The following is a 25243-nucleotide window of genomic DNA, read 5'->3' on the forward strand; positions in this document are numbered from 1 at the left end:
TAGTTTTGTAACTTGAGATGAATAAGTTCGCGGACTTCGTGAACTTCCACTCGCGTAATGGATGTGCTTCACTGTGTCAATGGCCCGACGCCCCGCCTCCGATCTCGCCACCAGCGGCGAGGTCTTCCACCTCATCCGGACCGGCGAGGCGGTCACGCGCGCGGAGATCGGCCGCATCACCGGGCTGTCCCGGCCGGCGGTGGCGCTGCGCGTGCAGGAGTTGCTCGCGCACGGGCTCGTCGTGGAGCGCACCGACGGCCCCTCCACCGGCGGGCGGCCCCCGGTCCGGCTGGAGTTCAACGCCTCCGGCGGCGTCGTCCTCACCGCGGCGCTCGGCGTCAGCCGTACCCAGATCGCGGTCTGCGACCTGGCCGGGGACGAGGTGGCGCGCAGCGACGGATACCTCGACGTGGAGGAGTCCCCGTCGGTCATCGTGCCGATGATCCTCGACGAGTGGGACGCCCTCCTCGGCCAGGCGGGCGTGCCCGCGTCGGCCGTGCGCGGCGCCGCGATCGGGCTCCCGGCGACCGTGGAGTTCGCGGCGGGCCGGGTCCAGAGCACGCGGGTCATGGCCAAGTGGAACGGCGTCGCGATCCCGCCGCTGGTCGCCGAGCGGTTCCGCGTGCCGCTGTTCGTCGACAACGACGTGAACATGATCGCGCTCGGCGAGCACCGGCTCGTCTACCAGGGCGACGCCGACGACCTGCTGTTCGTCAAGGTCTCCACGCGCATCGGCGCGGGCGTGGTCGCCGGGGGGCAGGTCCAGCGCGGCGCGCTCGGCGCGGCCGGGGAGATCGCCCACATCCCGGTGCGCGAGGGCCTGGGCGCCGAGTGCCGCTGCGGCAACGTGGACTGCCTGGAGGCGGTGGCCAGCGGCGCGGCCCTGGCCGCCCGGCTGCGCGAGCTCGGCCGCACCGCCATCCGCGCCCGCGACGTGGTGGCCCTCCTCCGCGAGGGCGACCCCGAGGCCGAGGCCCTGGTCCGCGACGCCGGCCGCCGCCTCGGGGACGTCGTCTCCATGGCCGTCAACCTCCTCAACCCCGACGTCGTCGTCCTGGGCGGCGACCTCGCCGACGCGTTCGACCCGCTGGTGGCCGGGGTGCGCGAGGTCGTCTACCAGCGCGCGACCGCCCTGGCCTCCCGCCGCCTGCGCATCAACCCCAGCTCCCTGGGCGAGCGCTCGGCCGTCGCCGGGTGCGCCGTCCTCGTCCTGGACCACATCCTCGCCCCCGACGCCGTGACCCACGCCCTCCACGCCGCGCCTCCGGCCGCCGCCGTCCCCGCCCGCTCCGCCGTACGCGCCTGAGCGCCCCAGGGCACGCCTCGGCCGCGCACCGGCGGCCCACCCCGGCCGCCCCCGGCCCGTTCCCCTCTCGCAGCGGCCTCGGCCGGGCGGCGCGGGCTCCGCGGCGTGCGGGCGGGCGAGGGAGACGCGGGGACATCCGCCGGGGGCCGTCTGACGAAGTAGGGGTGTCCATCACCTCGACGGGAAGACGAACATGACCGACACACTCACGAAGATCCCCCGCTCCACCCCGGTCACCACCGAGGACGCGCAGCGCGTCGTGGACCAGATCTGCGCCGACGACGAGCTCGCCTGGCAGGTCGCGGCCGAGCTCGACCGGGACCCCCGCCGGCTGCTGGCCAAGCTGTTCGCGCTCACCCCGGCCCGGCAGGCGGCGGTGCAGCGCATCAAGCTGGAGCGTGCCAGATCCACCTTCTCCCTGGTGGCGCGTGCGCTGCGCGAGGGCGACCGGGTGATCGTGCGCGTCAACGAGGTCGCCGACGTCGCCACGGCGTTCAAGTGCTCCATCAGCGCCTCGATGGAGATGAGCCTGACCGGCGGCTCGACGGTCACGGTGGAGGCCGTCATCTCCAGGTGATCCACGCCGCCCGGCCAGGGCCCGCGTCCCGCCCGCCGCGGGGCGCGGGCCCTTCCCCGTCCGCCGTGCACGCGGCTCCGTCCCGGCCGGAGCCCGCGGGCCCGCCCCTGGCGGAGCGGGACTTCGGTGATCTTGGGGGGCGGAGATCCACTAGGGTCCTGGAGCGTGAGTTCGGAGCCTCTCGTCCCGGCGCCGCCGCGACCGGCCGTCCTCTCGCGGGAGCGGGTGCGCGCGGCCGTGGAGTCCCGGCGCGCGCAGCGGGTGATCACGGTGGTGATCCTGGTCAACGCGGCGACGCTCGGGATCGAGACCTCGCCGGCCATGCTCCGGGAGTACGGCGGGGCGCTGCACGCGGTGGACCACGCCGCGCTGTACGTGTTCGTGGCGGAGCTCGCGGCCAAGGTCTACGCCTACCGGCTGCGGTTCTTCCGCGACCCGTGGAACGTGTTCGACTTCCTCATCGTGGGCATGTCGCTGCTGCCCACGACGGGCGGGCTGTCGGTGCTGCGGGCGCTGCGGATAATGCGGGCGCTGCGGCTGATCTCGGTGGTGCCGAGCCTGCGCCGCGTCGTGTCGGCGCTGCTGACCGCCGTTCCCGGGATGGCCTCGATCGGGGTGCTCCTCGCGCTCGTGCTCTACGTCGCCGCCGTGATGGCCACCAAGCTGTACGGCGCGGCCGCCCCGGGCTACTTCTCGGACCTGGGGACGTCGCTGCTGACGTTGTTCCAGGTCATGACCGGGGACGCGTGGTCGGACGTGGCGCAGGAGGTGATGGCCAAGCACCCGTCGGCCTGGGTGTTCTTCGTGGTCTTCATCCTCGTGTGCACCTTCGTCGTGCTGAACCTCTTCATCGCGGTCGTCGTACGCGCGATGGAGGACGAGACCGCCGCCGACTCGCGGGCGGCGTCCGAGAAGAATTCCGCGGACCGCGACGACCGGATCCTGGCGGAGCTCGCGAGCCTGCAAGCCGAGGTCAGAGCACTTAAGGACACCCTGAATGGGGGTCTTGGGGCGGAAAAAGTGAGAAGAGAAACGGCTGCAGTTCGCGACATTCGTAACGGTTGACCGCTAGCATCCCCTTGGTCCCATGGGTTATCCGACCGGGGAGGTTACGGTCCGCTGATGGACACCGAGTCGCCGATCTGCCTGAGCGATCTGGTTCCGGCGCTGCGCTGGAGCCACCCGGCGCAGATCGCCGAGGCCCTGGCCGACCCCCGCCTGCCCGCCGGCTGGTGGATGTCGGTCTCGCTGCCGCGCGTCACCACGACCACCGGCGTCGAGTGGCTGTGCGACCGCCTGGCCCGGCTCGCCGCCGCACAGTGGGACCACCTCCCGCTGAACTACATCGTGCCCGCGCTGATGGTGGCCGACCTGGAGCCGGCCATGTCCGGCTGGCCCGCCCCCGTGCGCGAGGCCGTGTCCGGCAACGTCGGAAGCTGGGACGGTCTGCGCCGCCTCACCCCCGCCGACCTGCGCCGCTGGTCCCATCCCACGCCCGCCGACCCCGCCGCCGTGATCGTCTCGGTGCTGCGCGAGGTCTTCACCCGGGTCAGCGCCGTCCGCGGTCCCCGCGAGAACACCGGCCCGTTCCGCCAGGTCTCGCGCAACGCCACCGGCCCGCAGCCGGTCGTCCGCCGCGACGTGACCGGGCCGCAGCCCGCCGTACGGCGTGACGCGACGGGACCGCAGCCGGTCGTGCACGGCAGCCACACCGGGCCGCAGCCCGTCGTCCGCGACCCCGGCGCGCGCCCCGAGGCGCCGCTGAGCACGCCCGCCTCCACCGGCCTGGTCGATCTCGTGGACCGCGCCTTCCGCGGCTGGGACCAGTTGGAGCACACGGTCGCGGTGGAGCGGCTGTTCGCGTCCGAGCCGGTGAGCCTGCGGGCGCTGGCGCCCCGCCTGGGCGTGGACCGCGAGCGGCTCCGCCGCGCCCAGCGCTCCGCCGAGGAGCGCGTGATCCGCTGGCTGCGCTCGCCCGAGGCCGCGCCCCTCACCCGCCATCTGTTCGCCCTCACCGAGCGCCTCGGTGTCGCCGCCACGGAGGAGCAGTTGATCGCAGCCGACGCGGCGCACCCGACCATCGTGCCGACGCTGCGGACGGCCCTGTGGCGCGTCCTGGTCGCGCTCATGCCCGACCGGCGGATGTACGACGGCTGGCTCATCGTCGGCGATCCCCGCGCGCTGCGGGAGCGCACGCGCCAGCTCCTGTCCACCCGGCAGCCCGGCGCGGACGTGATCGAGTTGCTCGGCCAGATCGGCATCCGCCCGCACTCGGCCCGCCAGTGGCTCTCGACCATCCCCGAGCTGCCCGCCGAGCCCTCCCCCGGCGCCGCCGCCTCCTCCACGGGCGCCGCGACCGGCGGCTCGTCCTCGCCGTCCTCGTCCTCGCTGCCGTCGCGCAAGCCCGGGGCCAGCGGCCTCGGCCGGCGCGACGACGGGAACGGGGCCGCCCGCCCTCCTGAGCCGCGCGCCAGCGTGCAGGAGTCCCCGCGCTGCTTCCTGGCGCCGGACCATCGCTGGTGGCACCGCATCGACGTCACGGTGGACCACCTCCGCGGCGGCCCGGTCAGCGTGCCCGACGGGTACGCCGCCCACCACGGCCTGCGCCCCGGCAGCGTGCTGTCGGTCACCGGCCCCGGCGGCAACGCGATCGTGCTCGTGTGGCGCGACCACCCGGCGTTCGACTCGGTCCAGCCGCTGCTGCGCCTGCTGAACGCCGAGCCGGGCGACCACGTCTTCGTGGCCATGAAGGACCACCGCCTGGACGTGCACCGCCTGCCCGGCCTGGCCCACCTCAACGGCAACGGCCCGACGCCGCTGGCCCGCGCCCTGCGCCTGGTCGGCCACACGGCTCCCGCCACCTTCGACGAGGCGGTCCGCCTCATCGCCCGCCGCATCGGCGACAACGAGAACGACGCCGACCGCGAGCGCCTCTTCACCCGCCTCCGCCACCGCGGCGATCTCGACATCCTCGCCCACCTGAGCGCCGAGAGCCGCGTGGGCCAGCCCCTGGCCCCCTGACCGGGGCCACCCGCCCCTCGCCGGACCCCCGATGGCGCGAGCCCCCGTCCCCCGGGGACTCGCGCCATCTCGATCCCGTACGGCGCCGAGGTCGCGGGGCCGCTCCCCCTCCCCCTTGATCGTGATCGTTCACGCCCCGGGGCCGCGCCTCAGAGAGCGCCGGCTCGCAAGATCACCGCGGGGAATTCCCGTCCGGCACCACACGAAGGAACGACGTGCCCACACACGAGCAGATGGCGGCTCTCTACGGTCGTGAGAACCTCTTCACGGCGACGGCGGCGCAGCTCGAGAAGTTCGGGCTGACGCCGCGGGACGCCGAAGCGCTGGGGACCGTCGGGCTTCCCGTCGGCGGCTCCCCGTTCTTCACCACCGAGGTCGTGGGCGGGCCCAGGTTCCTGGCCACCTTCGACGTCACCACGTCCAACGGCGTGAACCACCGAGAGGTGATCATCGGAGGCCCGCCCGGCGACTCCGGCCTGCGGTTCTCGCTGAGCGCGTACGAGAGCTTCGTCATGCTGGTCCAGTTGAACGGACCTCGCCCGAAGGGCGAAGTCGTGAACAACAACCTGGGCGAGTTCATCGAATTCCTCTACCAGATCAAGATCCACGAAGTCCGTTCCGCCGAGGACCCCGCTGTTCGGGACGAGTCCTTCCGCGAGTTGTCGAGCCGGCTGAGGGCCCTGGATCCGTTCTCCTTCGAGGAGCCGGACAGTTGGTGGTCCATGGCCCTGGAATTCTGCCGCCGGGGCGGTTGAGGGGCGCACGATCGGCACGTCCACGGCTGGGCGTCGCGGGCGCGGGCCGGGAGCTGAGGGCCACGCGGCCGGCGAATCGCCGTACGGCCGCCGCCCGCCGCCGCGTCCCCGATCCGGGGACCGGGGACGCGGCGGGACGCCGTACCGGAGCTCAGGCGGCGGCGCGGTCCGCCACGGCGCGGCGGCGGAGGGAGACGTCGGTGAGGGAGACCGGCCGCCAGGAGCCGTCGGGGTGGTAGAGGTCGGTGCCGGGCGGGACGATCTCGTCGACGCGGTCCAGGGTGGCGTCGTCGAGGACGAGGTCGGCGGCCTTGAGGAGGGACCGGAGCTGACCGGGCGTGCGGGGGCCGATGATCACCGACGTCACGGCCGGGTGGACGGCGGGGAAGGCCACGGCGAGTTCCGGGAGGGTCCGGCCCAGGTCCGCGGCGACGCCGAGCAGGGACTCCACGGCGTCGTACTTGGCGGCGTTGCCGGGGATCGACGGGTCGAAGCGGAACGGGACCAGGGCCGGGCGGCCGCTGGTCAGGTCCACGGGCTCGCCCTTGCGGTAGCGGCCGGTCAGGAAGCCGGACGCCAGCGGGGACCAGGTCAGCACGCCCATGCCGTACCGCTGGGCCGTCGGGAGCACGGAGGTCTCGACGCCCCGGGCGAGCAGGGAGTACGGCGGCTGCTCGGTGCGGAACCGCGCCAGGCCCCGGCGCTCGGCGACGTGGTGCGACTCGGCGATCTCCTCCGCGGGGAACGTGGAGCAGCCGAACGCGCGGATCTTGCCCTGCGTCACCAGGTCGCCCAGGACCGACAGGGTCTCCTCGATGTCGGTCCGCGGGTCGGGCCGGTGGACCTGGTACAGGTCGATCCAGTCGGTGCGCAGGCGGCGCAGGCTCGCCTCGACCTCCCGGACGATCCAGCGCCGGGAGTTGCCGCCGTTGTTGGGCCGGGGGTCGTCGTGGTCCTCCCCCATCGGGAAATGGACCTTGGTCGCCAGGATCACCTCGTCGCGGCGGCCGGCCAGGGCCTTGCCCACGATCTCCTCGGACTCCCCCAGGGAGTACATGTCCGCCGTGTCCACGAAGTTGATCCCCGCGTCCAGCGCCGTGTGGACCATGCGGGCGCACTCGTCGTGGTCGGGGTTGCCCACGGTCCCGAACATCATGGCGCCCAGGCAGAAGACGCTGACCTCCATGCCCGTGCCGCCGAGAACGCGATAACGCATGCCGTGCTCCTCAGATGCGATGCCGTACGCCCGCGGCGGGGGTTCCGCCGCGAACGCGTCGCAGCCTAGGAGTTCGAGTCGGCTCTAGCTCAAGTCCGTATGCTGGGCGACATGTCGGGAGATCTCACGATCGGCCAGGTCGCCGGGCGGACCGGGCTGAGCGTCCACACCCTCCGCTTCTACGAGCGCGAGGGGATCCTGGCCGATCCGGTACGGCGTGAGCCCGGCGGGCGCCGCGTCTACGGCGAGCACCACGTGGAGTGGCTCAACCTGTGCGTGCTGCTGCGCGCCTCGGGGATGCCGCTGCCCGCGATCCGGGAGTACACCGAACTGGTCCGGCGCGGCGGGCACACCGCCGCCGAGCGCCTGGCCCTCCTGCGCGCCCACCGCGATCGCGTGCGGGAGCGGATGGCCCGCCTCGACGAGTGCATGGACCTCATCGAGTTCAAGATCCGCGTCTACGAGGACCACCTGGAGCAGGGCCCGCCCGAGGGCGAGCACCTCTGCGGCGCCCCCGCCGAGGAGCCCGCGGCCCATCCCGCCGCCTCCTGAGCCCACGCCGTACGGCCGGGCGGGGCGCGCCCTCGGTCACCGCCGCATCGCCGCACCGCCGTACGCCGTGCGAGCGAGCGCCGTCGTACGCCGTGCGAGCGAGCGCCGCCGTACGCCGTGGGAGCGGACGCCGGGGAGGCGGGCGCCGCCGGTACGCCGGGGGAAGCCGGCGCGCCGCCGTACGTGCCGGAGGCGGGCGCGGTGCGCCGTACGGGCGGCGGGGTCGTCAGCTCGGCGGCGGGGCCGGTCAGCCCCGGCGGCGGGCGCCGGAGCGGAGGCGGTCGGGGTCCACGTCGCGCTCGGGGTAGCGGCGGAGGTACTCCTCCTCCAGCTCCTGCGTGCGCGAGGTGTGGCGTTCGAGCGCGTCGTCGGAACCGTGCAGCAGGGTGTCCGTGCGGGTCTCGTGGAGGTGCTGGAGCTCCCGGAACAGATCCTCGTCACTGAGTTCCCGGGGGTCGACTCCCTCGGTCATTACTGCCCTCCCGATGTGACGTCCGGTGATCGTGCCCCGGGTTCCTACCCCGCCAGCGCGGCCCTAACGTCCGCCGCCCCCGCGCTCGGCCGGGAGGGCGGGGGCGGCGGGCGGGGTCAGCGGGAGTAGTGCTCCACGACGAGCTGCTCGTCGAACTCGACCGGGATCTGCGCGCGCTCGGGCCGGGAGACCAGCGTGAACGTCAGGTTGGGCAGGTCCACCGACAGGTACGGCGCGACGCGCTCGTCGGCGTGGACGCCCTCGGCGGCCTCGACGAACGGAACCATCTTGCGCGAGCGCTCGCGCACGCCGACGACCTGGCCAGGACGGACGAGATAGCTGGGGATGTCCACCTTGCGGCCGTCCACGGTGATGTGCCCGTGGGCGATGAACTGCCGCGCGGCGTAGATCGAGGGGGCCAGTCCCGCGCGCAGCACGAGCGAGGCGAGCCGGCACTCCAGCAGCGTCACCAGCTCCGCGCCCGCGCGGCCTTCCAGGCGGCGGGCCTGGTCGAAGGTACGGCGGAGCTGCCGCTCGGACAGGTCGTAGTACCAGCGCAGCCGCTGCTTCTCCATCAGCCGCACGCCGTAGTCGCCGGCCTGCCGCCGGTTGGTCTTGCGGCCGTGCTCGCCCGGCGGGTACGGCCGCTGCTCGAAGTAGCGCACCGCCTTCTTGGTCAGCGGGACGCCCGCCCGGCGGGACAGCCGCACCTTGGGACCGGTATAGCGCAACAGAACCCCTCTGTGGTTAGGTAATCCTTACTTAGGTATGCCTAACCTTATCGAAGGAGACCCGGTTTGCGCCAGAATGCCGTTGGATCGCGGGTGCGCACCCTCGCGGCGGACGCCGTTCCCACCCGCCTCGCCCTGGCCGACGCCCCCTCGGCGCTCGTCGGCGCCCGCGGCGCGGTGGACCGCGCGGGCCGCCCGCTCCTGCTGCTCAAGCCCGGCGAGCCGCTGCGCTCCGCGCTCAACGCCGCGTGCGACGCCGCCGTGACCGTCAACCTGGCCGTGACCCGCCGCATCGGAGACGAGGAGCGCCCCCGCGCCCTGCTGCGTATCCAGGGCTGGGCCGCCCCCGTGCCCGCGCCCGAGCGCCGCGAGGCCGCCGTCCTCATCGCGGAACGCCACCCGGACGAGGATCTGTTCCTGGCCCTCGAATATCCCGGCGAGCCCGCGTTCCCGCTGCTCGCCCGCGTCGACGTCGCCACCGTGATGTACGTCGCGGGGCGCGACCACGGCACCCTGGACGCCGAGGACTACCTCGCCGCCGAGCCCGACCCGATCGCCGGGGCCGCCGAGCGCATGCTCGCCCACGTGAACGAGTCCCACCGCGAGAGCCTGGCCCACGCGATGACCCACGCCCTGCGCAGGCCCGCTCCCCCGGCCGAGGTCTGGCTCTGGGAACTCGACCGCTTCGGCGCGACCGTCCAGGTGGGCCCCGACCAGATCCGCTTCCCCTGGCCCGAACCCGCCACCTGCCCCCGAGCCCTGGAACACGCCCTCCAAACCCTCCTCACCCCCTGACCTCCCACCACCCCGCACACCCCCGCCCCGCCCTCGACAGCCCCGCGACCCGCACCCCTCACGGCCCGCCCCCTCGCCGTGATCACGCGGTCCCAAGCTCAGGGTGTGCGCGAAACCGCATGATCACGACGCCGCACCCACCCCGGCCGCACACCGCCGGCGCTTCCCCACGCCCCCGGAAGGGCGCCACAAGCGAACCCACCCAGGATCTCCCCATCTCGGGATCGAGGGCCGGTGGCGGGGTCACGAAGGAATCCGCGCCCGGGACGCCCCCGCCCCCCGGCAACTCCTCGCCGTGATCATGCAGTTTTGAGCACAAGGTGTGATTAAAACTGCATGATCACGACGACGGATCCACCCCGGGCGCATATACCCCCGGCGCCTCCCCACGCCGCCGAAGGGCACCACGAGCGAGCCCACCCAGAGCCTCCCCACCCCGGAATCAAGGGCCGGTGGCGGAATCGCCGGGCAACCCACTCCGAGACCGCCCCCGCCTCCCGGCAACTCCTTCGCCGTGATCATGCAGTTTTGAGCACAGGGTGTGATTAAAACTGCATGATCACGGCGAGGGGGCGCTCCGGGGGGCCGGGGCGCGAGGGGTTGGCGGCGCGGGTCGGGGGGCGCTGCCTGCGGCGCCGTACGGGGGGTGGGGTGGAAAAAAGGGGGGCTGGGGTGTCGAGGTTGGGTGGGGGTGTTCGTGTAAGGGTGGGGCGGCTCTTTGGAGGGGCGGCCGAGAGGTGGAGGGGTCATGGAGATCGATGTGCGGTTCGACGCCGAGTTGCGCAGGAGTCCGGCCAAGGGCGGGCACACGTTCGTGGTGTGGCCGGAGTCGGCGGCGTTCTTCGGGACGCGGGGGCTGGTGAAGGTGCGCGGGACCATCGACGGGCACGCGTTCGAGAGCGCGTTCATGGCCCTGGGGGACGGCACGCACAAGCTCCCGGTCAGGTCCGAGGTGCGCGCCGCGATCGGAAAGGAGGCCGGCGACACGGTGTCCGTGGTCCTGACCGAGCGGATCTAGCCCGGCCCCGCGGCAAACGTGGGCACATATCGCCATATAGTCGGCGGGTGGACTTGCGGCACTGGGTGGAGCGCGGCATCGCCGCGGTCGAGGCGTGGCAGGCGGGGTTCGGGCGCTACGAGGCCCACCCCTCGCTGGAGGCGGATCTGGAGAAGGCGTTCGGGGAGTTCACCGAGCGCCTGACCGACAACTACCCCTTCTTCCACCCCCGGTACGCCGGGCAGATGCTCAAGCCGCCGCACCCGGCCGCCGTGGTCGGCTACCTGACGGCGATGCTCATCAACCCGAACAACCACGCGCTGGACGGCGGCCCGGCCACGGCGCGCATGGAGAAGGAGGTCGTCGCCCGCCTCGCGGAGATGTTCGGCTTCGGGACCCACCTGGGCCATCTCACGAGCAGTGGCACGATCGCCAATCTGGAGGCGCTGTTCGTCGCCCGCGAGTCCCATCCCGGCCGCGGCGTCGCCTACAGCGCCGACGCCCACTACACGCACTCGCGCATGTGCCACGTGCTCGGCGTGCGCGGCCACGCCGTGCCCACGGACGCGCGCGGGCGGATGGACCTGGACGCCCTGGAGTCACTGCTGCGCACGGGCGAGGTCGGCACCGTCGTGCTCACGGCGGGCACCACCGGGCTCGGCGCGGTGGACCCCATCGACGAGGCCCTGGCCCTACGGGAGCGGTACGGCGTGCGCCTGCACGTGGACGCCGCGTACGGCGGGTTCTTCACGCTGCTGGCCGGGGACCTGGTCGAGGAGGGCCCGTGGCGGGCGATCGCCGGGTGCGACTCGGTGGTGATCGACCCGCACAAGCACGGGCTCCAGCCGTACGGCTGCGGCGCGGTGCTGTTCCGGGACCCGGCGGTGGGCCGCTTCTACGCGCACGACTCGCCGTACACGTACTTCACCTCGGACGACCTGCACCTGGGCGAGATCAGCCTGGAGTGCTCGCGGGCCGGGGCGGCGGCGGCCGCGCTGTGGCTCACGTTCCAGGTGCTCCCGCCGACCCGCGAGGGCCTGGGCGAGGTGCTGGCGGCGGGCCGCCGGGCGGCGCTGCGCTGGGCGGACCTGCTGGAGGAGTCGCCGGAGCTGGCGCCGTACCAGCGGCCGGAGCTGGACATCGTGACCTACTACCCGCGCCGGGACCGGCTGTCGGCGATCGACGCGGCGTCCGCGCACGTGCTGGACGCGGGCATGCGGGACGCCGAGGTGTTCGTCTCCACGATGCGGGTCACGGCGGAGGCGTTCGCCGCGCGCGGGCACCGGGCGGCGGCCGACGCCGACGGCGTGCGCGTCCTGCGGAGCGTGCTCATGAAGCCCGAGTCCGAGACGTACGTGACCGACCTGCACCGCCGGGTCACGGCCCTGGCCCGCTGACCCGGCGGCCCCACCCGGCGGCCCCACCCGGCGGCCCCGCCCAGCGGCCCGCCGACCCACCGAGCCACCCCGCCACCCGACCAGCCGCGCCCGCCGGCCCGCCGACACGAGCGGGCGGGCCGGGGGCCGGGGGCCGGGCGCGGCGTCAGCTCGTGCGTTGGGTGATCAGCCGGGCCAGGGTGGCCAGGTCGGCGGCGGGGCCCGGCGACGGGACGGCGTCCGCCAGGTCGCCCATGGCCTCGCGGAGCAGCCGATCGGCCTCGGCCTGGGCCCACGCGCGCCCGCCCGCGGCCTCGACGAGCGCCGCGACGTGCCGGAGCTCGGGGTCGGCCAGCGGGTTGACCCGGTGGTAGGCCGCGGCCAGTTCCTTCCCCGCGTCGGTGCCCGAGGTGAGCGCGAACACCACGGGCAGCGACTTCTTGCGGTTGCGCAGGTCGGAGTAGACCGGCTTGCCGGTGACCTCCGGATCGCCCCAGATGCCGAGCAGGTCGTCCACGAGCTGGAACGCCAGGCCCAGCCGCGTGCCGAACCCGGTCAGCCGGGCCACCTGGTCGGCCGTGCCGCCCCCGAAGCTCGCCCCGAGGCCGCACGCGCAGCCGATCAGCGCCCCGGTCTTCTCCCCCGCCATGCGCACGCACTCGTCGAGGTCGACGTCCGAGCGCGTCTCGAACGACATGTCCGCGGTCTGCCCGTCCACCAGTTCCCGCACCGCCGTGCTCAGCGTCGCCACGCCGTCCCGCGCCGCCGGGTGCCCGGTCGCCGCCAGGACGGCGAAGCCCTGGATGAGCAGCGCGTCCCCGGTCAGGATGGCCGGGTTCAGGCCGAAGACGCTCCACGCCGTACGGCGGTGCCGCCGCATGACGTCGCCGTCCATCGCGTCGTCGTGCAGCAGGGAGAAGTTGTGGACGAGCTCCACGGCGACCGCCGCCGGGACCGCCTTCTCGGCCGTGCCGCCGACCGCCTCCGCGGCCAGCAGCACGAGCGCCGGCCGGATCGCCTTGCCGCCGTCGCCGTCGCCGGGCCTCCCGCGTTCGTCCCACCATCCGAAGTGGTAGCCGGCGACGTGCCGGGTGGCCGCGGGAAGGCGTTCGACGACCTCCCGCAGCCCCGGCTCCAGCAGGCCCCGTGCCCAGGTGAGCACCTCGCGGGCGTCGCGCGCGGTCCTCGTCTCTTCGCCGTACGGCATGTGCCAGACCCCCCTGGTCAGCGTGAGAGTTCCACATCGTCGAGGATCCCGAGCGCGTCGGGCACGAGCACGGCGGCGGAGTAGTAGGCGCTGACGAGGTAGGTGGCGATCGCCTTCTCGTCCACGCCCATGTGCCGCACCGACAGGCTCGGCCGGTGTTCGTCCGGGATCCCGGTCTTGTGCAGGCCGATGACGCCCTGCTCCTTCTCCCCGGTGCGCATCACCATGATCGAGGTGGTCCGCGACCGGGTGATCGGGATCTTGTCTGAGGGCAGGATCGGCACGCCCCGCCACGCGGTCAGCCGTTCCCCCTCGATCTCCACGTCCTGCGGCGACAGGCCGCGCCGGGTGCACTCCCGGCGGAAGGCGGCGATCGCCTTCGGGTGCGCGAGGAAGAACCGGGAGCCGCGGCGGCGGCACAGCAGCTCGTCGAGGTCGTCGGGGGTGGGCGGGCCGGTGCGGGTGCGGATCCGCTGCCGCGGGTCGGCGTTGTGCAGCAGGCCGAACTCGCGGTTGTTGATCATCTCGTGCTCCTGCCGCTCGCGCAGCGCCTCGACGGTCAGCCGGAGCTGCTGCTCCACCTGGTCCATCGGGTCGTTGTAGAGCTCGGAGACGCGCGTGTGGACCCGCAGGACGGTCTGCGCGACGCTCAGGGAGTACTCCCGGGGCGAGAGCTCGTAGTCCACGAACGTGCCCGGCAGGTCCGGCTCGCCGGAGTGCCCGGCGGCCAGCGCGATCTCCGCCTCGCCGTACTTGTTGCGCGGGGCCCGCCGCCCCGCCCGGACCGCCGCCACACGCTCCCGCAGCGCGGGCGAGACGTCGGCGATCTCGGCGAAGGCGGCCCGGTCCAGCACCAGCGCCGTGACGGCCGTGACCGCCCGCGCCTCCGCCTCCCACACCGCGCCCGGATCGGTCAGCGCCCGCTCGCCGAGGAAGTCCCCGCCGGCGAGCACGCCCGCCTCGGCGCGGTCGCCGTACGGCCCGGCGGCGGTCTTCCCGACCCTGCCGTGCGCGATCAGGATCAGCCGGTCCACCGGCCCGCCCTCGGCGGCGATCACCTCCCCGGGGGCGTACTCGACCTGGGTGAACCGGCCGGCCAGGGCCTCCAGCGCCTCGTCGTCGCCGAACCCGCGCAGCAGGCCCAGCTCGCACAGCTCTCGCGGGATGACGCGCACGGCCGCGCCGTCGTTCGTGAACGTGACCCGGCCGTCGCCGACGGTGTAGGTCAGGCGGCGGTTGACCCGGTAGGTGCCGCCGCGCACGTCCACCCAGGGGAGCATGCGCAGCAGCCAGCGGGAGGAGATCTCCCGCATCACCGGCTCGGTCTTGGTCGTCGTGGCCAGGTTCCGCGCCGCCGCGGTGCCGAGCGCGCGGCGCGGGTCCCGGACGTCCGCCGGTCCGGTCACCGGCGATCACCCCCTGTCATGGCGCGTGCGGGGATCACGCCGCGCCGTGGGCGATCTCGACGTTGTCGAGGATCCCGAGGGCGTCGGGGACGAGGACGGCGCAGGAGTAGTAGGCGCTGACGAGGTAGGAGATGATCGCCTTCTCGTCGATGCCCATGAAGCGGACGTTCAGGCTCGGCTGGTACTCGTCGGGGATGCCGACCTGGTGCAGGCCGACCACGCCCTGCTCCTTCTCCCCCACCCGCATGACCATCATCGAGGTGGTGCGCGCCTTGCTGATCGGGATCTTGTTGCAGGGGAAGATCGGCACGCCGCGCCAGGCCGGGACGTGGTGGCCCATGATCTCGACGCTCTGCGGGTAGACCCCGCGCCGGCTGCACTCGCGGCCGAACGCGGCGATCGCCTTGGGGTGGGCGAGCACGAACGTGGGGTTCTTCCAGACCATGGACAGCAGGTCGTCCAGGTCGTCGGGGGTGGGGGCGCCGGTGCGGGTGTGGATGCGCTGGCGCAGGTCGGCGTTGTGCAGCAGGCCGAACTCGCGGTTGTTGATCATCTCGTGCTCCTGCCGCTCGCGCAGCGCCTCGACCGTGAGGCGGAGCTGCTGCTCCACCTGGTCCATCGGCTCGTTGTAGAGGTCGGCCACACGAGTGTGCACCCGCAGGACGGTCTGCGCGACGCTCAGTTCGTACTCCCGTGGCGAGACCTCGTAGTCCACGAACGTGCCCGGCAGGTCCGGCTCGCCGGAGTGGCCCGCGGCCAGCGCGATCGCCGCCTCGCCGTGGTCGTTCTGGGGGACGTTCCGGCCCGCGCGGTACGCCGCAAGGCGGCGGGTCAGGTCCGGGGAGTTCTCGGCGACCTCGGCGAACGCGGCCCGGTCCAGCACCAGGACGGTGCAGGCGGTGGCGGCCTTGGCGGTGAAGTCCCAGTCGCCGTCGTCGTCGATCAGGGCCCGCTCGCCCAGGAAGTCGCCGTCGGCCAGCACGTCGAGCTCCACCGGGTCGCCGTAGGGGCCGGTGCCGATCCTGGCGACCTTGCCGTGGGCGATGAGGATCACGCGGTCCACCGCGTCGCCCTCGCTCACGATCACCTGGCCCGGTTCGTACTCGGCCTGGGTGAACCGGTCGGCCAGGGCGGCCAGCACCTCGTCGTCGGGGAACCCGCGCAGCAGGCCCAGCTCGCACAGCTCGCCGGGGATCACGCGCACGGCCGCGCCCTCGTTGGTGAACGTGATCCGGCCGTCGCCGACGGAGTAGGACAGGCGGCGGTTGACGCGGTAGGCGCCGCCCTTGACGTGGACCCACGGCAGCAGGCGCAGGAGCCAGCGGGAGGAGATCTCCTGCATCTGGGGGACGGACTTGGTCGTCGTCGCGAGGTTCCGCGCCGCCGCCGTGCCCAGCGACCGCCGCTGCTCCTCCTGCCGAACCTCGATGCCCGCGGACTCCGACATGGCACACCACCAATCAGCGATTGCGAACGTGAATGGTCCGGACGCGCGAATTCACGATCGCATCGCCGGGGGGACCGGCGAAATCGCGCGCCCTTTGACCCTCACATTACGTGGCGTTAACGCGGATCACAATGGGTTGTCGAAGCCCTTTTCAGAGGCGTGATCAGCGAGAGTTCCTCACAATTGAACAGCCCTCAACCGGGACATCCAAAACAATTCATGTGAACGCGCCGCGGCGGCCATGAATTGTCACCGGGAGGAAAAGGCGATGCCCGTTCCGGCGGCGATGGCCGTGACGACGGCGACCAGGACGACCACGCTGGCGAGCGCGTGGCGGCGGCGCGGCGCCGGCGCGGCGTCCGCCCGCCGCCGCTGCCACCGCTCCGGGGGCGAGGGCCGCGCGGACTCCGCCGGGCGCTCGGCCCGCGGCTCGGCCGGGGGCGCGGCCGGGCGCACGATGGGCCGCGCGATGGGCCGCGCCGGGGGACGCGGGGCGGGCACGGCGGGACGCGCCTCCGGCCGCGGCTCCGGGGACGGGACCGGACGGCGGGGGCGGGAGCACGCGGCGTACGGGTCGCTCTTGCTCACGCTCGTGGGGTCGACGTCCACGCACCGGGTCTCGGGCTCCGGCCGCCGGTCGGGGTCCACGGGCTCGGGCGGCGGGGGCGGGGGCGCGAGGGGGTTCGGCGTCACCCGCACCGTCACGCCCCGGGGCGGGAACAGCCGGACCCGCACCTCGGGCCGCACCGGGCGGCGGCTCCCCGGGCGTACGGCGTGCGCGGGCCCGGGCCGTACGGCACGCGGGGTGTGACGGCGGACCGAGCCGTCGCGGCCGGGGTCGGCGCCGTCAGGACGGGGCTCGGACCGCGCGGAATGGTCCCGGGACTGGGCCGGGGCGCGGCGGTCGGGCGGATCCGGAGGGGCGGGGGCGACGGCGAGGACGGCGAAGGCGGCCGCGACCAGGAGGGCGGCCCGGCGGGGGCGCATCTCAGCCGCCCGCGGGGATGCGCTGGAACTCCTGCATGACCGCGGTGAACGCCTCGGGCTGGACCGCGAGCGGGCCGTCGAAGACCCGGGCGATGTCGTAGGTCACGAAGACCCCGAGGCCGACGAGCGCCGCGGTCGCGATCATGGGCAGGATCGCCAGGCGGCGCGGGCGCGCCCCGGCCATGAACGGGAAGAGCACGACGAGCGCGCCGGTGACCGCCGTCAGCTCCAGCAGCCCCGACGGGGGCGAGGCACTGGCGTCCAGGCCGCGCTGACGGCGGGCCGCGGAGGCGTCGCCGAGCTTCTCCAGCACGTCGGCCTGGGCGTCCTTGGCGTCGTCGCCCTCCACCTTGAGGCCGTCCACCCGGGCGCGTATGGAGTCGAGCCGGGTCCAGCCCTCGGAGCTCAGGTGGCCGCGCCGCATCATCGGCCACTCGCGCTCGGCGACGAAGCGGACGTATTCCCGCAGCTCGCCCTGGATCTGGCCGGCCGCGGGGGACGGCAGGCCGCCCGCCGCCCAGTACGCCTCGGCGATCGCGTGGCTCTCGGACCCGGTGTTCACCCTGGCGGCGTCGGCGGTCGTCCAAGGGACCACGATCGCGATCGCGAAGACCAGCAGGAACAGCGCCGACAGCATGGCGCCGGCGTGCCCCGCGGTGGGGCCGTCCGGCTCCCCGTCGTCGGTGGCCCGCCCGACCTTCCGGAAGATCAGCGCGGCCACGACCACGGCGAGCACCGCGGCGAGGGCCGCCAGCGCGGCTACCAGCATGACGTCCTCCAGGACTTCCGGACTGTCGGTCGCTTACCGTCAGATTGCTATCACATTAAGTAGCCACACCGGCCTCTGTACAGAGAACCCCTCACATCCGTCCTCACTCCGTCCCCGCACCGCGTCCGCCCCCGTCTCCGCCCCGCTTCCGCGTGGGTACGGCGGGCGCCCGCCGTACCCGGGGCACTGCGCGGGACGAGTGGGATGAATAGGGTGTCTTTGGCCGAACAAGATCGGACAAAGGCGGAGAATTCACATGCCCCTCCAGATCACCGGAGCACCCGGCGACCCGGCGCTGCTGAGCCTGCCGTGGCACCTTCCGCTGGAGGACTGGCCGGAGCACCTGATCGTGCCGCTGCCGCGCGGCATCTCCCGGCACGTCGTGCGCTTCGTGAAGCTGTCCGGGAAGGTCTACGCGATCAAGGAGATCGGGGAACGGCTGGCCAGGCGGGAGTACCAGCGGCTGCGCGACCTGGCCAGGATCGACTTCCCCTCAGTGCGCGCGGTGGCCGTCGTGACCGGCCGCACCGCCGACGACGGGCGCGAGCTGGACTCCGCGCTGGTCACGCACCACCTGCAGTTCTCGCTGCCGTACCGGGCGGTGTTCTCCGGCACGCTGCGGCCGGACACGATCACGCGGCTGCTCGACGCGCTGGCCGTGCTGCTCGTGCGGCTCCACCTGACCGGCTTCTACTGGGGCGACTGCTCGCTGTCGAACACCCTGTTCCGGCGCGACGCGGGCGCGTTCGCGGCCTACCTGGTGGACGCCGAGACGGGCGAGCAGCATCCCACGATCAGCGAGGGGCAGCGCCTGCACGACATCGAGGTCGCGCACGTCAACATCTTCGGCGAGCTGCTGGACCTGGAGGCGGGCGGCGCGCTGCACCCCTCGATCGACCCGCTGGAGACCTCCGAGGAGATCTGCCGGCGGTACACCGCGCTGTGGAACGAGCTGACCCAGCCCGAGGTCGTGGACATCGTGGAGTGGCGCCGGGTGGACAAGCGCATCCGGCGGCTGAACGAGCTGGGCTTCGACGTGGCCGAGCTCCAGGTGCGCAGCAAGCCGGGCGTGGCGCGGGTGATCGTCCAGCCCAAGGTCGTGGACGCCGGGCACCACCAGCGGCGGCTGCTCCGGCTGACCGGCCTGGACGTCGAGGAGAACCAGGCGCGGCGGCTGCTGAACGACCTGGACACCTTCCGCGCCCGGCTCCCCGCCCACGAGCGCTCCGACAGCGAGGAGATCGTGGCGCACCGCTGGCTGGCCGAGATGTTCCACCCCACGGTGGAGGCCGTGCCCAAGGAGCTGCGCCACAAGCTGGAGCCGGCCCAGCTCTACCACGAGGTCCTGGACCACCGCTGGTTCCTGTCCGAGGCGGCGGGCCACGACGTGGGCCTGCCCGCCGCCACCCGGTCGTACGTGGAGAACGTGCTCGCCTTCAAGCGCGACGAGAAGGCCATCATCGGCGACCCCGGCTGGGACGACGCCGCCTCCTCCGCCTGACCCCGCGCCCGGCCGCCCTCACCCGTGCCGCCGCGTACGGCCTCGCCCGGCGTTCCCCCGTGCCACCGCCGTCCTCGGCGTTCCCGTCCGGCACGGCGTGGCCCGCGCCGGCCGTACGGCGTGCGCGCGGCGGGCCGGCGGCCGTACGGCGGGCCCGTGGCCGTACAGCGCGGGCGGCGCGGGCGGCGGAGGCGCGGTGACCGGCCAGGATGTTTGGGAGCGCTCCCATATACCCCCTCGGAGCCCGCCCGAATGGGATTCGAAGGCCCGGTAACGGTTGGATTTCAGGCTATTGACGCCCGTGTGTCGCCTCGGATTCACTTCGTGGGAGCGCTCCCACATACGCGCACACCGCGTCACCGGACGATCGGGGACGGGCCGGAGGCGGCTTCAGCACCAGTTGGCAGAGACCTGAGAGGGGTCCGCGATGAGGATCGACAGGCGGCACGGAAGATTCGCCGCGGTCGCGGCGGCGCTGACCGCCCTGCTCGCGGCCGCGGCCTGCGGCGGCGGCGGCGAGAGCGGCGGCGGCGCCGGCAAGTCCGGCGGCGAGAGCGGCGGGAAGATCACGCTGACGCTCGACACCTTCGGCAACTTCGGCTACAAGGCGCTGATCGACCAGTACCAGCAGGCCCACCCGAACATCAAGATCGAGCACCGGATCGTCCAGCGGTTCGAGGACCAGTACCTCCCCCGCATGACGCAGTGGCTCAACGCCGGGCGGGGCGCGGGCGACGTCATCGGCATCGACGAGGGCGCGATGGGCCTCATGGCCGCGAACCCCGGCTACTTCACGGACCTGGCGCAGTTCGGCCTGGACAAGCGCGAGTCGGAGTTCCCGCCCTTCAAGTGGCAGGCCGGGATCAACTCCGAGGGCAAGCTGTTCGCCCTCGGCACCGACGTCGGCGGCCTGAACATGTGTTACCGCAAGGACCTGTTCGAGAAGGCCGGCCTGCCCACCGACCGCGAGGAGGTCGCCAAGCTCTGGCCGGACTGGAACGGCTACCTGGAGACCGGCAAGAAGTTCGCGGCCAAGAACACCGGCAAGGACGACCCGAAGTTCGTCGACGGCCCGAACACGGTCTATGAGGCCGTGCTCGCGCAGGAGGCCGCCAAGAACGGCAACATCACCTACTTCGACAAGCAGAACCAGCTCGTCGTGGACAAGAACCCGGCGGTCAAGGCCGCGTTCGACTACGTGCAGCAGGTCAGCAAGGCCGGTCTGACGGCCAAGCTGCGCGCCTTCGACCCGACGTGGGACACCGGCTTCAAGAAGGGCCAGTTCGCCACGATCGCCTGCCCCTCGTGGATGCTCGGCATCATCGAGGAGAAGACCGGCGCGGAGGGCAAGGGCCAGTGGGACGTCGCGGCGGTCCCGGGCGGCGGCGGCAACTGGGGCGGCTCCTGGCTGGCGGTGCCCAAGCAGAGCAAGCACCCCAAGGAGGCCGCGGACCTGCTGAACTTCCTCACCAGCAAGGACGGCCACATCGGCGCCTTCAAGGAGGCCAAGGGCCTGCCCAGCTCGCTGCCCGCCCAGCAGGACGCGGCGGTGACCGGGCTCACCAGTGAGTACTTCAACAACGCCCCCGTGGGCAAGATCTTCACCGCCTCCGTCACCAGCCTCCAGCCGGTCTTCCTGGGCAAGGACCACGCGGCGGTGAAGGCCGCGGTGGGCCGGGTGGTCGAGGGCATGGACCAGGGCTCGATCAAGTACGACCAGGCCTGGCAGCGCTTCCTCGACGCGGGCAAGAGCGCGGCGCGCTGACCGGAGCCGCGCCTGGGGTGACCGGCCCGGCAGCGGGCCGGTCACCCCAGCGCACGTCGAAAGGACCACGATGACCCTCCACGTCGCGGCGCCGCCCGCCGAGCGCGCGGCCCCGCCCCCTCCCGCCCGCGGGCGGCGCCTGCTGTCCTGGCTGGACCTGCGCGCCAGCGGCTACGTCCTGGTCGCGCCGTACTTCCTGCTCTTCGCGATCTTCGGCGTGTTCCCGCTGGTCTACACGGCCTGGGTCTCGCTCCACGACTGGGAGCTCGCCGGGGACAAGACGTTCCTGGGCCTGGAAAACTACGGTTACCTGATCTCCGACCCGGTGTTCTGGAACGCCGTCCTGAACACCATCGGCATCTTCGCGCTGTCCACCGTCCCGCAGCTCGTGCTGGCGCTGATGCTGGCCAACGCCCTGAACAAGCGGCTGCGGGCGCGGCTGTTCCTGCGCCTTTCCATCCTGCTGCCGATGGTGACCTCGGTCGTCGCGGTGGCGGTCGTGTTCAGCCAGCTCTACCAGCGCGACTACGGCCTGATCAACTGGTTCCTCGGGCTGTTCGGGGTGGACAACATCCATTGGCAGGGCGAGAAGTGGTCCTCCTGGATCGCGATCGCGTCCATGGTCGACTGGCGGTGGACCGGCTACAACGCGATCATCTACCTCGCCGCCATGCAGACCATCCCGCGCGACGTGTACGAGGCGGCCGAGCTGGACGGGGCCTCCCCCCGCCGGCAGTTCTGGCAGATCACCGTCCCGATGCTGCGCCCCACGATCATCTTCACGGTCTTCGTCTCCACGATCGGCGGCTTCACCCTCTTCGCCGAGCCGATGATCTTCGACGGCGGGCTCGCCGACGGCGGCACCGACGGCCAGTTCCAGACCGTCGCGATGCTGATCTACAAGGAGGCCTTCCGGGAGTTCGACTACGGGTACGGCGCCGCCGCGGCCTGGCTGCTGTTCGCGCTGATCCTGATCGGCGCCCTCGTCAACTACTCGCTGGCACGACGGATCGGAGGCGGAAAGTGAGCACCGCGACCGGGAGTCGCGTCTGGCACGCCGGCCCCCTCACGAAGATCACCCTCGCCCTCGGCGTCCTGCTGTCGGCGTTCCCGCTCTACTTCATGATCATCATCGCGACCCGGACCAACGACGAGGCCGTGGACGTGCCGCCCCCGCTGCTGCCCGGCGGCCGGCTCGGCGAGAACGTCCAGCGCCTGCTGGACGCCGAGGAGGCCCACTTCCTGCTGGGCCTGGCCAACTCGTTCATCGTGGCGGCCACCGTCACCCTGTCGGTCGTGGCCATCTCGACGCTGGCCGGGTTCGCCTTCGCCAAGCTCCGCTTCCGCGGCGCGAAGGTGCTGCTGCTGACGATCCTCATCACGATGATGGTGCCGCTCCAGCAGATGGGCGTCGTCCCCCTCTACCTGATGATGGTGGAGCTGGAGTGGAACGGCACGCTCAAGGCCGTCATCCTGCCGTTCCTCGTCAACGGCTTCGGCGTCTTCATGATGACGCAGTACACCACCCAGGCCGTGCCCGACGAGCTGGTCGAGGCCGCCCGGGTGGACGGTGCCGCCACGATGCGCATCTGGTGGAACGTCGTGCTGCCCGCCGTACGGCCGGGCATGGCGGTGCTCGCGCTGCTGGTCTTCATGCAGACCTGGAACGAGTTCATGTGGCCGCTGGTCGTGCTGGACCCGCAGAACCCGACGGTGCAGCTCTCGATCAGCAACCTCAACGGCCAGTACACCAACGACTATCCGCTGATCTTCATGGGCACGGCGCTGTCCGTCGTCCCCCTGCTCTTCATTTTCGTCCTGTTCGGCCGCCAGATCGTCGGCGGACTCATGGAAGGTGCCGTGAAAGCGTGACCACGCAATGGACCCCCGGCCGCGTCGACGCCCCGCCCGTGCTCCCCACCGGGTTCACGCTGGGCGCCGCCACCTCCGCCTACCAGGTGGAGGGGGCGGTCTCCGCCGACGGGCGGGGGCGCTCGATCTGGGACACCTTCGCGGACACCCCGGGCAAGGTGGTCGGCGGCGACACCGGCGAGGTCGCGTCCGACCACTACCACCGCTACCGCGAGGACGTGCGGCTGATGGCCGAGCTGGGCCTGACGGCGTACCGGTTCTCGGTGGCCTGGCCGCGGATCGTGCCGGCGGGCTCGGGGGCGGTGAACGAGGCCGGGCTCGACTTCTACCGGCGGCTCGTGGACGCCCTGCTGGAGGCGGGCATCGAGCCGTGGATCACGCTCTACCACTGGGACCTGCCGCAGCCGCTGGAGGACGCGGGCGGCTGGCCGAACCGCGACACGGCGTACCGGTTCGCGGAGTTCGCCGACGTCGTGCACGGCGCGCTGGGCGACCGCGTGTCCAACTGGATCACCGTGAACGAGCCCTGGTGCGCCGCCTTCGTGGGGTACGCCTCGGGTGAGCACGCCCCGGGCCGCCGGGAGCCCCGCGCCGCCGTACACGCGGCCCACCACCTGATGCTCGGGCACGGCCTGGCGGCGCAGGCGATCAGGGCGCGCAGCGCGAGCGCGCGGATCGGGGTCGGGCTGAACTTCTACCCGGTGGCCCCCGCCAGCGACAGCGAGGCCGACCGGGACGCGGCCCGGCGCATCGACGGGCTGCAGAACCGGTTCTTCGCCGACGCGGTGCTGCGCGGGGCCTACCCGGCGGACGTGCTGGAGGACCTGAGCGCCGTGACCGCCCCCGAGGAGTTCATCCGCGAGGGCGACCTGGCGACGATCTCGGTCCCGATCGACACGCTGTGCATCAACTACTACAGCCGCTACCGGGTGAGCGGCACGCCGGGCACCGGCAAGGAGAACGCCTCGGCGGCCCCCACCGGCGCCGGCTCCCCCTGGGTGGGCAGCGAGCACGTGAGCTTCCTGTCCAACGACCTCCCCGTCACCAACATGAACTGGGAGATCGACGAGACCGGCCTGTCGGAGATCCTGGTACGGCTGGCGCGGGACTACCCCGGCGTCGAGCTGGCGGTGACGGAGAACGGCGCGGCCTTCGACGACGAGGTCTCCCCTGACGGCGAGGTGCACGACGGGGAGCGGCTGGCCTACCTGGACGCCCACCTGCGGGCCTGCCGCGACGTGGTGGAACAGGGCGTGCCGCTGATCGGATACTTCGCGTGGACCTTCCTCGACAATTTCGAGTGGGCGTGGGGCTACGGCAAGCGCTTCGGCCTCGTCTACGTTGACTTCGCGACCCAGCGACGGATCCCCAAGGACAGCGCGCGCTGGTACGCGGAGGTGATCAAGGCGCGCCGGGCTCCGGCAGAATGAGCGTTTCGGAAGGGGGGCGTGCGGTGGGCGCGGAACACCAGCCGGTGAGCGGGCGGCCGACCCTGGAGGCGGTCGCCGCGCGGGCCGGGGTCGGCCGGGGCACGGTCTCCCGGGTGATCAACGGGTCGCCGAAGGTGAGCGCGAAGGCCCGCGACGCGGTGCTGCGCGCCGTCGAGGAGCTGGGGTACGTCCCCAACCGCGCCGCGCGGTCGCTCGTGACCCGCCGTACGGACACGGTCGCGCTGGTCGTCTCGGAGTCGGAGGAGCGGATCTTCGCGGAGCCGTACTTCGCGGGGATCATCCGCGGCATCGGGTCGGCGCTGTCGGAGACCGGGCTGCAGCTCATCCTGGCGATGGCGCAGACGCGGGAGGACCACGAGCGGCTGGAGACCTACCTGGCGGGGCGGCACGTGGACGGCGTGCTGATGATCTCGATGCACGGGGGCGACCCGCTGTGGGAACGGCTGGAGCGCATCGGCGTGCCGGTCGTGCTCGGCGGGCGTCCCCCGGGCGCGGCCAGCGTCAGCTACGTGGACGCCGACAACCGGGCCGGCGCGCGGCAGGCGGTGCGCTACCTGGCCGAGCGGGGGCGGCGGCGCATCGCGGCGATCGCCGGCCCGCAGGACATGGGGGTGGGCGTGGACCGCCTCGCCGGGTACCGCGACGCGCTGGCGGCTGCGGAGCTGCCGGAGCTGGTGGCGTACGGCGACTTCAGCGAGCAGAGCGGCGTCGAGGCGATGCGCGCCCTGCTGGCGGAGCACGGGGACCTGGACGCGGTGTTCACGGCCTCGGACCCGATGGCGGTGGGGGCGATGCGGGTGCTGCGCGAGCAGGGCCGCAGCATTCCCGGGGACGTGGCGGTGATCGGCTTCGACGACTCCCCCGTCGCCGCCCACGCCGACCCGCCGCTGACCACCGTGCACCAGCCGGCCGAGCAGATGGGCCGCCAGATGGCCCACCTGCTCGTCACCCGCATCAACGGGGAGCGCTCCGAGCAGTCGGTGCTCATACTCGACACGCACCTGGTGGTCCGCGCCTCCGCCTGACCGCCCGCGCTCGCC

General features: G+C 72.9%; 23 protein-coding genes. 15 read left to right on the forward strand and 8 right to left on the reverse strand.

What is annotated here, in order from left to right; translation table 11 throughout:
- Positions 1 to 79 precede the first annotated feature (79 nt).
- The 5 genes from D5H75_RS18100 (at position 80) to D5H75_RS18120 (ending at position 5659) form a co-directional block, all read left to right on the forward strand.
- Entirely contained in the window at positions 80 to 1306 is a 1227-nt protein-coding gene (locus D5H75_RS18100; protein ID WP_119927655.1) for an ROK family transcriptional regulator, read from the forward strand.
- A 193-nt stretch (positions 1307 to 1499) separates the two neighbouring features.
- Positions 1500 to 1883, forward strand: coding sequence for a hypothetical protein (locus D5H75_RS18105; RefSeq protein WP_119927656.1), 384 nt, complete (start codon positions 1500 to 1502; stop codon positions 1881 to 1883).
- Between the two features lie 165 nt (positions 1884 to 2048).
- On the forward strand, positions 2049 to 2948 hold the full coding sequence (locus D5H75_RS18110) for an ion transporter (RefSeq protein WP_119927657.1): 900 nt from the start codon (positions 2049 to 2051) through the stop codon (positions 2946 to 2948).
- Between the two features lie 57 nt (positions 2949 to 3005).
- Positions 3006 to 4904, forward strand: a complete 1899-nt coding sequence (locus D5H75_RS18115; RefSeq protein ID WP_119927658.1) for a hypothetical protein — start codon at positions 3006 to 3008, stop codon at positions 4902 to 4904.
- Between the two features lie 215 nt (positions 4905 to 5119).
- Positions 5120 to 5659, forward strand: coding sequence for an SUKH-4 family immunity protein (locus D5H75_RS18120; RefSeq protein ID WP_147425200.1), 540 nt, complete (start codon positions 5120 to 5122; stop codon positions 5657 to 5659).
- Between the two features lie 151 nt (positions 5660 to 5810).
- Here the strand turns inward: D5H75_RS18120 and D5H75_RS18125 are convergent, their stop codons facing one another.
- Positions 5811 to 6875 carry an aldo/keto reductase gene (locus D5H75_RS18125; RefSeq protein WP_119927660.1) on the reverse strand — a complete coding sequence of 355 codons (1065 nt, stop codon included), beginning with the start codon at positions 6873 to 6875 and terminating at the stop codon, positions 5811 to 5813.
- Positions 6876 to 6986: 111 nt separating this feature from the next.
- On the opposite strand from D5H75_RS18125, the gene D5H75_RS18130 reads away from it, so the two are divergent.
- The gene (locus tag D5H75_RS18130; RefSeq protein ID WP_119927858.1) at positions 6987 to 7427 is read left to right on the forward strand and encodes a MerR family transcriptional regulator; all 441 of its coding nucleotides are present in this window, start codon (positions 6987 to 6989) and stop codon (positions 7425 to 7427) included.
- Between the two features lie 247 nt (positions 7428 to 7674).
- Here D5H75_RS18130 and D5H75_RS18135 read toward each other — a convergent pair whose 3' ends face one another.
- Positions 7675 to 7899: a DUF6158 family protein gene (locus D5H75_RS18135; RefSeq protein WP_119927661.1), complete on the reverse strand. Its 225-nt coding sequence runs from the start codon at positions 7897 to 7899 to the stop codon at positions 7675 to 7677.
- 116 nt (positions 7900 to 8015) lie between these two features.
- The gene (gene rpsD / locus D5H75_RS18140) at positions 8016 to 8630 is read right to left on the reverse strand and encodes a 30S ribosomal protein S4 (RefSeq protein WP_119927662.1); all 615 of its coding nucleotides are present in this window, start codon (positions 8628 to 8630) and stop codon (positions 8016 to 8018) included.
- A gap of 93 nt (positions 8631 to 8723) precedes the next feature.
- Between rpsD and D5H75_RS18145 the strand changes: the two genes are divergently transcribed.
- The 3 genes from D5H75_RS18145 to D5H75_RS18155 all read left to right on the forward strand — a co-directional run bounded on the left by D5H75_RS18145 (position 8724) and on the right by D5H75_RS18155 (position 11819).
- A complete protein-coding gene (locus D5H75_RS18145) occupies positions 8724 to 9425 on the forward strand; it encodes a DUF2470 domain-containing protein (protein ID WP_242454338.1) in 702 nt (233 codons plus the stop codon).
- Between the two features lie 748 nt (positions 9426 to 10173).
- Positions 10174 to 10443, forward strand: a complete 270-nt coding sequence (locus tag D5H75_RS18150; protein ID WP_119927664.1) for a DUF1905 domain-containing protein — start codon at positions 10174 to 10176, stop codon at positions 10441 to 10443.
- Between the two features lie 47 nt (positions 10444 to 10490).
- Positions 10491 to 11819, forward strand: a complete 1329-nt coding sequence (locus D5H75_RS18155) for a pyridoxal phosphate-dependent decarboxylase family protein (RefSeq protein ID WP_119927665.1) — start codon at positions 10491 to 10493, stop codon at positions 11817 to 11819.
- A 145-nt stretch (positions 11820 to 11964) separates the two neighbouring features.
- On the opposite strand, the gene D5H75_RS18160 is transcribed toward D5H75_RS18155, so the two are convergent.
- The 5 genes from D5H75_RS18160 to D5H75_RS18180 form a co-directional block, all read right to left on the reverse strand.
- Positions 11965 to 13005: a family 2 encapsulin nanocompartment cargo protein polyprenyl transferase gene (locus tag D5H75_RS18160; RefSeq protein ID WP_119927666.1), complete on the reverse strand. Its 1041-nt coding sequence runs from the start codon at positions 13003 to 13005 to the stop codon at positions 11965 to 11967.
- Positions 13006 to 13022: 17 nt separating this feature from the next.
- Positions 13023 to 14411, reverse strand: coding sequence for a family 2B encapsulin nanocompartment shell protein (locus D5H75_RS18165; protein ID WP_242454339.1), 1389 nt, complete (start codon positions 14409 to 14411; stop codon positions 13023 to 13025).
- A 34-nt stretch (positions 14412 to 14445) separates the two neighbouring features.
- Positions 14446 to 15858, reverse strand: a complete 1413-nt coding sequence (locus tag D5H75_RS18170) for a family 2B encapsulin nanocompartment shell protein (RefSeq protein ID WP_119927667.1) — start codon at positions 15856 to 15858, stop codon at positions 14446 to 14448.
- A gap of 249 nt (positions 15859 to 16107) precedes the next feature.
- On the reverse strand, positions 16108 to 16845 hold the full coding sequence (locus tag D5H75_RS18175) for a hypothetical protein (protein WP_119927668.1): 738 nt from the start codon (positions 16843 to 16845) through the stop codon (positions 16108 to 16110).
- 1 nt (position 16846) lies between these two features.
- Complete coding sequence (locus D5H75_RS18180) at positions 16847 to 17614, reverse strand: bestrophin-like domain (protein ID WP_119927669.1); 768 nt, start codon at positions 17612 to 17614, stop codon at positions 16847 to 16849.
- A 256-nt stretch (positions 17615 to 17870) separates the two neighbouring features.
- On the opposite strand from D5H75_RS18180, the gene D5H75_RS18185 reads away from it, so the two are divergent.
- The 6 genes from D5H75_RS18185 (at position 17871) to D5H75_RS18210 (ending at position 25228) form a co-directional block, all read left to right on the forward strand.
- The gene (locus D5H75_RS18185; protein ID WP_119927670.1) at positions 17871 to 19115 is read left to right on the forward strand and encodes a DUF4032 domain-containing protein; all 1245 of its coding nucleotides are present in this window, start codon (positions 17871 to 17873) and stop codon (positions 19113 to 19115) included.
- 427 nt (positions 19116 to 19542) lie between these two features.
- Positions 19543 to 20880 carry an ABC transporter substrate-binding protein gene (locus D5H75_RS18190; RefSeq protein ID WP_119927671.1) on the forward strand — a complete coding sequence of 446 codons (1338 nt, stop codon included), beginning with the start codon at positions 19543 to 19545 and terminating at the stop codon, positions 20878 to 20880.
- 70 nt (positions 20881 to 20950) lie between these two features.
- Positions 20951 to 21907, forward strand: coding sequence for a carbohydrate ABC transporter permease (locus tag D5H75_RS18195; protein WP_119927672.1), 957 nt, complete (start codon positions 20951 to 20953; stop codon positions 21905 to 21907).
- Positions 21904 to 22752, forward strand: a complete 849-nt coding sequence (locus D5H75_RS18200; RefSeq protein WP_242454340.1) for a carbohydrate ABC transporter permease — start codon at positions 21904 to 21906, stop codon at positions 22750 to 22752. Before D5H75_RS18195 ends, D5H75_RS18200 begins: the two co-directional genes overlap by 4 nt.
- Complete coding sequence (locus D5H75_RS18205) at positions 22749 to 24182, forward strand: GH1 family beta-glucosidase (RefSeq protein ID WP_119927673.1); 1434 nt, start codon at positions 22749 to 22751, stop codon at positions 24180 to 24182. The genes D5H75_RS18200 and D5H75_RS18205 overlap by 4 nt, the downstream gene beginning before the upstream one ends.
- Before the next feature lie 23 nt (positions 24183 to 24205).
- A complete protein-coding gene (locus D5H75_RS18210) occupies positions 24206 to 25228 on the forward strand; it encodes a LacI family DNA-binding transcriptional regulator (protein ID WP_422674036.1) in 1023 nt (340 codons plus the stop codon).
- The last annotated feature ends 15 nt before the right edge of the window (positions 25229 to 25243 follow it).

Source organism: Bailinhaonella thermotolerans (assembly GCF_003594875.1).
In the GTDB taxonomy this organism is placed as follows: Bacteria; Actinomycetota; Actinomycetes; order Streptosporangiales; family Streptosporangiaceae; genus Bailinhaonella; species Bailinhaonella thermotolerans.